Below are 12,182 nucleotides of genomic sequence, written 5' to 3'. Positions count from 1 at the left end.
CATTTCACTATAGTAATACGCAATTCCAATGCCAAAATATTTATTTTGTTTTTTAGTTTAAAATTAGGTATACTATAAAAAAAGAATGGAGGTATTCATTTTATGAGTTCACGAGCAAAAGCAGACGCTTTAATTCAATATTTTGAAAACACTAAAAAAGAAATGGTAGAAATCTATGTAGAGGGCATAGGATGGCTGATCATCTTAAAAGAAAATATAGAAATTGTATCGGATAATTGGTTTGCTTCAACAAAATACAATTCATCAACCGCTGAGATTATTCATTCAGAATCCTCGCTCATGCGCTTGACTAATGTCTACAAACTCAATTCTTCGTTCGTTGAGAATGCCAATAATGTGAAATACAATTTGATGTTTGATGACATCTGTATATTCATGGATAAAGTATCTGCCTTTTTTTAACTTAATTTATTTACGAAAAAAACGCTTTAGGAGGATCGTCTCTCCCAAAGCGTCTTTTTAATTTATATCCTTAGTAAGGATATATCATTAGTCTTCGTCCAGCAAGGCCTTAATTGATTTTGCATAAATTTGTGCTGCTTTAATTAAAAAATCTAAATCCATATATTCGTCGACTTGATGTGCCACTCTTTCTTGTCCTGGAAATATGGCTCCAAATGCCACACAGTTTTTCATTGCTCTTGCATAAGTTGCACCTCCTGTTGAGAGTGGGGTGCCATCAAGTCCTGTTTCATCAATGTAGACTTGGGTCAATTTAGCTACCGATGGATGTTCTTTCTCCATATAATTGGGTTTCAGATAATCAAACTCATCATAGATCAAATTGTATTTTTCTGCCACGCGCATAATGGCGTTTTCAATGAAAGTCTTACTCACAGTAACCGGAAACCTTATATCAATTCCAATGACCTCCCCGTGTTTTGAAAAATCGATCTTGCCAACATTTATGGTCAATTTACCCGAGACCTCATCTTGGCAATCCCCAAAAATCAACTCTCCATAATTGGTAAGACCTATTTTATCTGATAAAAAATCAATTCCTGGAGACTTTAGCCCCATTTCTTTAAGTGCAAGTACTAAACGTGTGATCGCGTTGATTCCTAAATTGGGTTTAGCCGCATGAGCGTTTCTCCCAATAACGATAATTTCATCGCCATCATTTTCATAATCGAATCCATTTTTCTTAAGCGTTTTTTCTAACTTTATATAATCATTACAAGCTATTTGTGCGGACTCTGGTACTGTATTCAATGCATTCCCTGCTCTAATTGTTACGGGTGATGCCTTTGTAGATTTAAGCTTAATTTGAAGCAATCCTTTTTCAGCAAAGATCACAGGAAAAGATGAATCTGGTGTAAACCCAAATTGAGGAACCTCTTGTTCCTTCATATATCGACAAATGCCCCGCCATTGATTTTCTTCATCTGTTCCAAATATAATTCTAACACGTTTATTAAAATCAACCTGAAGATCCATAAGCGCTTTAACAGCATACAGGGCTGCAACAAGTGGTCCCTTGTCGTCTTGAGTGCCTCGCCCGTAAAGTTTATTGTCTTTTAACACACCCTCAAAGGGTGGATAAGTCCAGTTTGCATGATCCCCTTCTGGAACCACATCAAGATGTCCCAGTATTCCGATTAACGATTCACCTGCACCTATTTCTGCATATCCATAATAACCCTTTGGATCATAGTAAGTTCTAAACCCAAGTTCTTCAGCAATTTGAAGTGCGCATTTTAAAGCATCATCTATTGCGTTTCCAAAAGGTTTTTCCGATTGATTTTCTTCAATTATACTAGGGATTTTTATCAGTCTAATAATATCACGAATCATTGGATCTTTTAATGTCACAACCGCTTCATTGATTTTCATACGTATCCCTCCCTTATAGTATATATATGAACTCTTTTGATCCAATCTAATCATATTTTTTTATGATCAAAAAAATAACCACTCAGAGCGATGTGCTTCTGAGTGATCTTTTATTTAAACCTCTAACTTATGGTCTATCAGGATAAAGCCCCGTGACTGCAATAATATAATTCAATACAAAGCTTTTTTGCACATTAGAAACTTCGATCGGCCGTGAATGTCCAGAGACACTCGTATTACCCAAAAGTGTAATTTCTTTTGCACTCACAGTCCCGCCTATCCCTGATAGAGTCGCTTCAGTTCCAAGTGTACCCCTATATAGATTTACAGGACGTCCTTTTAATCGTGTTGTTGCCGATAAGTAATCATTATCTTGTGGCATATTTCGGTCTCCCTCATTTGCTGAGGTCTGAAATGCTATTGGAAAGGTAGATGAAGGTACTTCACAAGTTCCTAAAAAAGCGTGTCCATGTGACGGCATGCTGGTTCCACCAATTACAGTATTTGTAGAATAGGAACCACAAGAATTCCCTAGACTAAGATTTCCTAAAGGACTTGCACCAGCGCCTACAGCAATATACCCTTGAAAATTTGGCAATCCAAAATTTGTGACGCCATTTCCACCATAAGACGTTCCAATCAACGAAAATAACGCCTCATATTCATTAATTGACAATAACCTACCATCACAAAACGCCCAGCCTACTGGTGCCCATGACATTGGCCACAGTACAATCGTACCGAGAAAATAATCCATTTTTTTCTCCTCTCTTTATTCCTATAGTCTATAATTTTTAGTGCTATTATGGTCTCTGTGGATAATAACCTTGAAGTGCAATAATATAATTGATTACCATACTCGGTTGTACTCTAGATAGAGTCCATGCTGCTCCACCACCCGTACGGCCTAAATTTCCGTCGACTTGACTTGAACTTTCAGCAACACTGCCAGTCACTCCTGATAAAGCTGTAGAGGTATCCAGTGCACCTCGATACATTTTAGAAGCTGTTGTTGATGCCCCTAGATAATCGCCATCTTGAGGCACATCGTGACCGCCATCATCTGAAGTCCCATAGAAAGAAGTCGTGACAGGTCTTTCACTAATTGAAACCATTTGGTCAGCTACTACATGCGTATGTGCTGGCAGATTATTTTCAACTAGTAATATATTTTGATTTGCAACACCAAGAACAGTGCCTCTTTGAATCATTTCACTACCTGCATAAATCGTCCCTATCGGAGAACGTCCTCTGAGATCAGGTAAAGCAAAATTGCTACTTCCATTCCCACCATATTGAGTTCCAATCAAACTGTATAGTGCAGCGTATTGCTGGATTTGTAACAGCGAACCATCACAAAAATGCCACCCAGAAGGTGCAAAGGGTATACTCCACGGCAAAATCGTTCCTAAATAAACTTCCATTTGCGCTTCTCCTTTCTAAATTTAAGGTCTCTCTGGATAGATGCCATCATATGCAATGATAAAATCAAATCCTAGAACTGGCTGAACATTTGTAAGTTGAATTGGCGATCCCATCCCAGTTGAACTGACATCTCCCTTAACTCTGCCATTTACAGCTGGAGCAGTCCCTGATATACCAGATAGGTTGACACTTTGACCTATTGTATCTCGATAAAGAAACAGACTACTGCCTCCTAGATAATCATTTTCTTGAGGCGCTGGTCGTTCTCCTAAATTTTGGGACACTTCCCATGAAACATTTACCTCTTGTTCAGGGAGGTTGACTTTCATACTGCTATAAGCATGTGAATGTGCCGGCATTGTATTTTCGTTAATGATTACTGTGCTGGAGTCGCTACCAATGGTCATGCCCACATAAAGTCCCCCAATTGATGTACTACCCATTCCAATGGGTACACAAGCACTGAGGTTTGGTAATTTAAACGTCGTACGACCATCCCCACCATAAGTTATCCCAATAAGAGAATAGAGCGCTTGATATTGTTGAATCACCAATGTACTCCCATCACATCGAAGCCAGCCAACAGGGGCAAAAGTAGCTCCCCAAGGCATAATTGTTCCTATCAAAGGATCTAGCATTTTGTTTTCTCCTTTCACTTTCAATTCAGTTTAATTTCACAACCTTGGTTAATATGTCAAAAGTCAATTTCGCATACCCCCTCTCACATATGCTTTATCGCGTACTTCCCGTAAACGACATCCTATAGTAGAGAGTTGCTCACCTTTTGACTTTTGACACTCTTAATAAATTTAATACCTTAATTTTATTACCTTTTTTATGCAATATCAAACATTTTTTTTAACATTTGTTGTTTTTTTCAAAATCAAAAGACAGATCACCCTATGCACTTGTACTTAGGGTGATCCAAAACCTTTATTCTGTAAATCAGATTAAATTAAGCACTTTCAACAGTTCTCTTATCAATACGGTTAATTCCGAGCGCCGTATAGCTTCTTTAGCCCTAATCATCTGGTCGTTGCCTTTTACGATGCCCATTTCAGTACAATTCGCAATAGACTGAGCTGACCAATCTGAAACAGCTTCATGATCTTTGAACTTTGAGAGCACAGCATTCATTTTTTCATCATTAAAAACATCAAGTTGCTCTTTGTCTACGATTTTTATTGCTGCTGCAACCATGACAATAGCTTCTTCTCTCGTGATTTTTTGATCAGGTCTAAAAGTACCATCTTCATATCCTTTTACGATACCATATCGACTGGCCGTACTGACATACCCTGAAAACCACTGATCCTTATTTACATCTGAGAACTCTTTCTGATAGACGCCAGCTTTCAGTCCCAATCCTTTTACCAAAACAGTTATAGCTTCTGCTCTGGTAATCGCTCTGTCAGGTTCAAAGCGCRTATCCGTTACACCCGCCACAATCATTCTTGAGGACATGTCATCAACCGCTGTACGTGCCCAATGGCCTTCTATGTCTTCAAATGTTTTTTCATTGAATATGAGTGTGTAGTGGCTGTTGGTCAAACTATTGATTTTAGCATAGTAAATACCGTTGATCACTTCCACTTTTGTCGGTACGTGGTGAATGTTACCATCTTCATCGTAAGCGACTGCAGTGGTTATCTTAGAARGATCTATACCCGCTGGAATGGTTATRCTTCTTTCTACATACGCATTAAAGTTTGTAAGACTAATTTCTTTGTCACCATATTGACATTTCACTTCAAAACTGATTGGCGGTAGAACTACTGAATAATTACCCTTTTCTGATGCATTTTTCATAAAAAGAATTTCTTTTGCAGTCGGATTTGAAATCTCTATGGACACACTAATATCTGATAAGTTGATGTTTTCACCAAACTGTTTTGAAATTGCATCAATGTTGATCTGCTTTGCTGGAAGCGTGTAGGATGCACTGTCGGTTTCAACTTTTACGATAGATTCTTTCAATTCCATCTCGCTGACCGTCTGACCTGTAAGTCTCCCAATTACGACCTCAGAATCTCCTTTTATTGGAATCGTCACAACTGCTTTATTACCTTGTTCTGCTAATTTTTGACTCATTTTTTCTGCGTCGACTAAAATAGTTTTTACAGTTTTCCCGTTATTGACCGTTTCAGTTGCTTTACCTGCACTTTCACTGATGCCATTTACCAGTACACTAACATCTTGATTCTCATTAGTTGGTGATGTTGGTGATGTTGATGGTGATGGCGCTGTATTTGTACTTGGGCCTGAACTATTGTTCCCCCCTCCAGAATCAGAGTCTGAATCCTTTTCATTTAGGTTCCATTGCGCATAAAGCATTGAATCGCTTGTGCCCATCACAAACGTACTTGATGGCGCATAACTTGTGCCACTCCCGTTTGCAGCTGTATTCCAAGTTGTAAAGCTATAACCTATTTTTATCATACTGCTCGATGTCGCTAAAACAGTTACTGTATCACCTGTTAGATAAGCGTTCGTATCAACAGGTACATTTCCAGAAGTTAATCCATTGCCATTGTAGATGACTTTAAAAGTTGAATCCAACTTCCACTGAGCGTAGAGTATGACATTATTGGATCCYATGACAAATGTTGACGATGGTGCATAGCTTGTGCCCGTGCCGTCCGATACCGTATTCCAATTCACAAAAGTATGTCCTGCTTTTATCATACTGCCTGTGGTACTTGAAACCGTCACGGTATCACCTATAAGATACGCGTTACTATCTACTGGGACATTGCCAGAAGTTGAGCCATTGYCACTATAGRYAACCGTGTAAGTTGACGGTGAAGGCGGATTAGCAGTCCACTTCGCATATAAGATCACATTATTAGGGCCTATCGCAAAAGTCGCTGCGGGTGCATAGTCTGTACCAGTGCCATCCGAAGCTGTATTCCAGCCTGCAAAGGTGTTATTGGTTTTTGTAAGAGAACCTGAATTGCCGAGAACGGTTACTGTATTGCCATTTTGATAAGCGCTACTATCTACCGGTACACTTCCCGAAGTTGAAGCATTGCCATTATATGTTACAGTATAAGTTGACGGTGAAGGCGGATTAGCGGTCCACTTCGCATATAAGGTCACATTACCTGCACCCATTGCAAAGGTCGCTGCAGGTGCATAATTTGTACCGGTCCCATCTGAAGCAGTATTCCAGCCTGCAAAGGTGTAATTTGTCTTTACAAGTGTACCTGTGTTCCCAAGGGCTGTTACGGTTGAACCACTATAGTACGTTAAACCATCCACCGGTACAATTCCACCAGTTTTACCATTGCCATCGTATGTCACCGTATACTTTGGATCCTCTGTCCACTTCGCATATAAGGTCACATTACCTGCACCCATTGCAAAGGTCGCTGCAGGTGCATAATTTGTACCGGTCCCATCTGAAGCAGTATTCCAGCCTGCAAAGGTGTAATTTGTCTTTACAAGTGTGCCTGTGTTCCCGAGAACGTTTACAGGGTCTCCTTCATAATATGAAGCAAGATCGGTTGGAATTGCTCCACCCGTTGAACCATTTGCATCATAGGTTACATTATAGAGTGGATTCGCTATCCACTTCGCATATAAGGTCACATTACCTGCACCCATGTTAAAAGTTGCAGCTGGTGCATAGTCTGTACCAGTGCCATCCGCTGAGGTGTTCCAGCCTGCAAACGTACTATACATTTTCACAAGGGTACCCGTGTTGCTAAGAACCGTTACCGAGCCACCGCTGTAGTACGTTAAACCATCCACCGGTACAATTCCGCCGGTTTTACCATTGCCATCATATGTCACCGTATACTTTGGATCCTCTGTCCACTTCGCATATAAGGTCACATTGCCTGCACCCATTGCAAAGGTCGCTGCAGGTGCATAATCCGTACCCGTCCCATCCGAAGCTGTATTCCAGCCTGCAAAGGTGTAATTTGTCTTTACAAGTGTGCCTGTATTCCCGAGAACGTTTACAGGGTCTCCTTCATAATATGAAGCAAGATCGGTTGGAATTGCTCCACCCGTTGAACCATTTGCATCATAGGTTACATTATAGAGTGGATTCGCTATCCACTTCGCATACAAGGTTACATTGCCCGCACCCATAGTGAGCGTCGCAGAGGGCGCATAGTCCGTACCAGTGCCATCCGCTAAGGTGTTCCAGCCTGCAAACGTACTRTACATTTTCACAAGGGTACCCGTGTTGCTAAGAACCATTACCGAGCCACCGCTGTAGTACGTTAAACCATCAATCGGTACAATTCCGCCGGTTTTACCATTGCCATCGTATGTCACCGTATACTTTGGATCCTCTGTCCACTTCGCATATAAGGTCACATTACCTGCACCCATTGCAAAGGTCGCTGCAGGTGCATAATCCGTACCCGTGCCATCTGAAGCTGTATTCCAGCCTGCAAAGGTGTTATTTGTCTTTACAAGTGTACCTGTGTTCCCAAGGGCTGTTACGGTTGCACCGCTGTAGTACGTTAAACCATCCACCGGCACATCCCCGCCCGTTTTACCATTATCGTCGTACGTCACCGTATACTTTGGATCCTCTGTCCACTTCGCATATAAGGTCACATTCCCTGCACCCATCGCAAAGGTTGCTGCAGGTGCATAATTCGTACCTGTCCCATCTGAAGCAGTATTCCAGCCTGCAAAGRTGTTATTTGTCTTTACAAGTGTGCCTGTATTCCCGAGAACGTTTACAGGGTCTCCTTCATAATATGAAGCAAGATCGGTTGGAATTGCTCCACCCGTTGAACCATTTGCATCATAGGTTACATTATAGAGTGGATTCGCTATCCACTTCGCATACAAGGTTACATTGCCCGCACCCATAGTGAGCGTCGCAGAGGGCGCATAGTCCGTACCAGTGCCATCCGCTAAGGTGTTCCAGCCTGCAAACGTACTGTACATTTTCACAAGGGTACCCGTGTTGCTAAGAACCRTTACMGAGCCACCGCTGTAGTACGTTAAACCATCAAYCGGTACAATTCCGCCGGTTTTACCATTGCCATCGTATGTCACCGTATACTTTGGATCCTCTGTCCACTTCGCATATAAGGTCACATTACCTGCACCCATTGCAAAGGTCGCTGCAGGTGCATAATTTGTACCTGTCCCATCTGAAGCAGTATTCCAGCCTGCAAAGGTGTAATTTGTCTTTACAAGTGTACCTGTGTTCCCAAGGGCTGTTACGGTTGCACCGCTGTAGTACGTTAAACCATCCACCGGTACAATTCCGCCGGTTTTACCATTACCATCATATGTCACCGTATACTTTGGATCCTCTGTCCACTTCGCATATAAGGTCACATTCCCTGCACCCATCGCAAAGGTTGCTGCAGGTGCATAATTCGTACCTGTCCCATCTGAAGCAGTATTCCAGCCTGCAAAGGTGTTATTTGTCTTTACAAGTGTACCTGTGTTCCCAAGGGCTGTTACGGTTGCACCGCTGTAGTACGTTAAACCATCCACCGGCACATTACCGCCCGTTTTACCATTATCGTCGTATGTCACCGTATACTTTGGATCCTCTGTCCACTTCGCATATAAGGTCACATTCCCTGCACCCATCGCAAAGGTTGCTGCAGGTGCATAATTCGTACCTGTCCCATCTGAAGCAGTATTCCAGCCTGCAAAGATGTTATTTGTCTTTACAAGTGTGCCTGTATTCCCGAGAACGTTTACAGGGTCTCCTTCATAATATGAAGCAAGATCGGTTGGAATTGCTCCACCCGTTGAACCATTTGCATCATAGGTTACATTATAGAGTGGATTCGCTATCCACTTCGCATACAAGGTTACATTGCCCGCACCCATAGTGAGCGTCGCAGAGGGCGCATAGTCCGTACCAGTGCCATCCGCTAAGGTGTTCCAGCCTGCAAACGTACTGTACATTTTCACAAGGGTACCCGTGTTGCTAAGAACCATTACCGAGCCACCGCTGTAGTACGTTAAACCATCAATCGGTACAATTCCGCCGGTTTTACCATTGCCATCGTATGTCACCGTATACTTTGGATCCTCTGTCCACTTCGCATATAAGGTCACATTCCCTGCACCCATTGCAAAGGTCGCTGCAGGTGCATAATCCGTACCCGTGCCATCTGAAGCAGTATTCCAACCTGCAAAGGTGTGATTGATTTTCACAAGAGAACCCGAATTTCCCAGTACTGTTACAGTATCACCTTCATTATATACCGTGCCGTCTGTTGGCACAGCGCCGCTGGTTGAACCGTTGGCATTGTAAGTGATAGCGAGTGCTGAATTCGTAGCAAACGAATCACCACTAATGGTACTTTTATTGTTTGAAGCATCTTCTGCTGCAAAATAATAGTAATAAGTTGTGCCTGCTGTTAATCCCGTCAGATCAAAGGACTTCGCTGCATCCACTGTTACAGCACTATTACCTGTTTTTAAAGCTGCTGAACCCGTTTCATCTTGTCCTGCTAAAACTTGTACTGCTGTTGGTGCCGATGCACTTGTGGTAACCACATAGTAAAGTGTACCCGCTTCGTTTGATGTCGCACCTATAGTTGCAGTGGTGCTAGTGACATTACTTTCGCCTATACTTGATAAAGTTGGTGCTGTAACATCTGTCGAAGGTGCTTTCATCACAAGCATAGGTGATCCAATAACGAATAAACTGTTATTTGTGTTAACCGCTGCTTGGACATAATTTTCCCCCAGATCCTCTCCAGTATCTGCCCACGTCTGTCCACCATCATCTGAATAATTAATGATCATTTTACTCCAAGCGTTATCATACGATACCACATATAATATGCCATCAATTACATTCATCTGAGTTGAAACTGATGCACCAGAATAACCGACCCCATTCATGCTTATTTTATCAGACCATGTTATTAAATCAGAACTTGTCCTTGAGAAGAGCTCATAAGTTGACGTATCAAACAGTAATAAAATATACTGACTTCCATCATATACAATATTCAACAGTCCATCAGTTGTTCCCGGATAAGAACTTGATTTATCAATCCAATTTATTCCATCAGATGAAATCCACACCAGATCACCTGTATCGCCCGTATTATAACCAGTTGCAATAAACTGACCATTAATATACCCTACCGAAGACATTGTATTAGCATTTGTAGACGGTAGAGTTGGTGTATTCCAAGTTATACCGTCAGTAGATGTCCTTAGTTTTATGGCACTTCCATCTCCTCCAACAGTCACAAAAATACCATTTCCAAATGCAATATCATACAAATCAGAAGAATCATTAACACTTGTATTCTTTGCCCAAGTGTTTCCATCGCTCGATGTGATAATATTAGCTTCTGTAGCATTTTTTGAACCTACAGCAATATACTTACCATTCCCATATACCACAGCATTTAAACCTTTTGCATATTGAGTTAATGGATGTATGTCCCATGAAGTAAGATCAGGTGAAGTCCAAATTCCGCTATTTTCACCAGCATGATAACCCACAGCGATATACTGAGTGCCATCAAATACAACATCATTAAAAGTTCCACCCCACGGAGACGTCCAACTCGATCCATCGGCAGAAGTAAGCATGCCTTCATTTCCAAGTCTAAAATACTTGCCATTTGTATATACCGAATTTTGCCCTACAAGGCTATTAGAAAAATCTTGCATTGTCCAAGTTGAGGCATCAGTAGAGGTATACACAACACCATAACCATAAGGTGCTTTATAACCAAATAGATAATATTTGCTTCCGTCGTAAAATCCATTAAACATCTGTATGCCACTAGTAGCAACCGTTTGTTTAAAAGGTGCTCCTAAAAGCGTAAATGTGGATAGATCTGTAGAAGTCCAGATCCAAGATCCCGCACTGGATATAAAGTATCGATCATTCATCCAAGTTAACATATTTGAACTATTTGATGTCGCCGTTCCATCCGCTACAACTGTTGTAGGCAGAACTCTACTCCATGTACTGCCATCAATTGTAGAATAAATATACCCTGACTCATCTCCTACAGCCAAACGCGTTCCACCGTTACCAACAGTGATTCTATATGCATAATTTGTAGCTCCAAGGCCAGTTGGTGTAACTTGTGACCAAGTAATGCCATCAGCTGATTTTAAAAACTTTCCTTTTGTCCCCGCATAAAACGCACTGCTACCATTAAAAGTGAAATAACTTGCCTTATAGATATTATCAGAAACACTTGATGTTCTCTGTGTCCAAGTTGTGCCATCAGGTGAAGTTAAAATAACACCCTCTGATCCAGTCACTACAAATAATCCATTCCCATATGCTACTCCATTAAAAGAAAATGAATTTGGATTTGAAACCCCTGAATAGCTACTACTATCCGATTTGTTTTTCACAGATGTCCATGACTCTGCATCTGCAGACTTTACTATAGAACCAGAGGAGCCTACAGCTATATATATGCCATTTGCGTAGACAACATCTGCCAATGAGGTACTGGGTAAAGTCTCTAGTGATTCCACTGTAAATGCCCCTGGTGAACCTGCATAAGTCACCTTCATAGCAGCATCAAAATAAAAAACGAACCCAAAAACCATTGAAAAAAGTAACCCCTTTGAAATCATCTGTTTTACTTTCTTTCTTATCAATTGAATCATAACCCCTCCTTTGATATTAATAGCCTCTCGGAATAACCCAAGCGTGTTTTTTCAAGGCCTTAAGTAAACACGTATAATTTCAGCCTCCACTTTTCAGTAGCCCGTTTTTCTTTTTTTGCTTTTAAATCTGGAAATTGGTCAATAAAACAATTTAATATTTTTAAACTTTTTACCTCAAAACACGACGCTTGGCATTCATACGAAAATTAAATACCCACATTTTTCTTTAAAAAAACGGCCTCTAGATAAAAAATTCAAAATTAAATAAACAAAAGCTACTTTCAACACATTTCTTCAAATGCATTAAA

6 protein-coding genes are annotated in these 12,182 nt (G+C 41.0%); 1 reads left to right on the top strand and 5 read right to left on the bottom strand.

Annotation, left to right across the window (positions count from 1 at the left end; all coding sequences use genetic code 11):
• Positions 1-102 precede the first annotated feature (102 nt).
• Positions 103-423 carry a hypothetical protein gene (locus tag F3D3_RS16280; protein ID WP_069875510.1) on the top strand — a complete coding sequence of 107 codons (321 nt, stop codon included), beginning with the start codon at positions 103-105 and terminating at the stop codon, positions 421-423.
• Between the two features lie 87 nt (positions 424-510).
• Here the strand turns inward: F3D3_RS16280 and F3D3_RS16275 are convergent, their stop codons facing one another.
• From F3D3_RS16275 to F3D3_RS16255, 5 genes are all read right to left on the bottom strand, one after another.
• A complete protein-coding gene (locus F3D3_RS16275; RefSeq protein ID WP_242877158.1) occupies positions 511-1,854 on the bottom strand; it encodes a Sapep family Mn(2+)-dependent dipeptidase in 1,344 nt (447 codons plus the stop codon).
• Positions 1,855-1,981: 127 nt separating this feature from the next.
• Positions 1,982-2,611 carry a phage tail protein gene (locus F3D3_RS16270; RefSeq protein WP_069875509.1) on the bottom strand — a complete coding sequence of 210 codons (630 nt, stop codon included), beginning with the start codon at positions 2,609-2,611 and terminating at the stop codon, positions 1,982-1,984.
• A gap of 46 nt (positions 2,612-2,657) precedes the next feature.
• The gene (locus F3D3_RS16265) at positions 2,658-3,278 is read right to left on the bottom strand and encodes a phage tail protein (protein WP_069875508.1); all 621 of its coding nucleotides are present in this window, start codon (positions 3,276-3,278) and stop codon (positions 2,658-2,660) included.
• Between the two features lie 21 nt (positions 3,279-3,299).
• Entirely contained in the window at positions 3,300-3,917 is a 618-nt protein-coding gene (locus tag F3D3_RS16260; protein ID WP_069875507.1) for a phage tail protein, read from the bottom strand.
• Positions 3,918-4,224: 307 nt separating this feature from the next.
• Positions 4,225-11,874, bottom strand: coding sequence for an InlB B-repeat-containing protein (locus tag F3D3_RS16255; protein WP_069875506.1), 7,650 nt, complete (start codon positions 11,872-11,874; stop codon positions 4,225-4,227).
• Between the last annotated feature and the right edge of the window lie 308 nt (positions 11,875-12,182).

This window comes from Fusibacter sp. 3D3, assembly GCF_001748365.1.
Lineage (GTDB): Bacteria > Bacillota > Clostridia > Peptostreptococcales > Acidaminobacteraceae > Fusibacter_A.
This window is presented reverse-complemented; position numbering and strand designations above follow the sequence as displayed.

Bases quoted from the DNA above. Each gene is read 5' to 3' on its own strand.
- F3D3_RS16280 (WP_069875510.1), top strand. From the start codon at position 103: ATGAGTTCACGAGCAAAAGCAGACGCTTTAATTCAATATTTTGAAAAC.
- F3D3_RS16275 (WP_242877158.1), bottom strand. From the start codon at position 1,854: ATGAAAATCAATGAAGCGGTTGTGACATTAAAAGATCCAATGATTCGT.
- F3D3_RS16270 (WP_069875509.1), bottom strand. From the start codon at position 2,611: ATGGATTATTTTCTCGGTACGATTGTACTGTGGCCAATGTCATGGGCA.
- F3D3_RS16265 (WP_069875508.1), bottom strand. From the start codon at position 3,278: ATGGAAGTTTATTTAGGAACGATTTTGCCGTGGAGTATACCCTTTGCA.
- F3D3_RS16260 (WP_069875507.1), bottom strand. From the start codon at position 3,917: ATGCTAGATCCTTTGATAGGAACAATTATGCCTTGGGGAGCTACTTTT.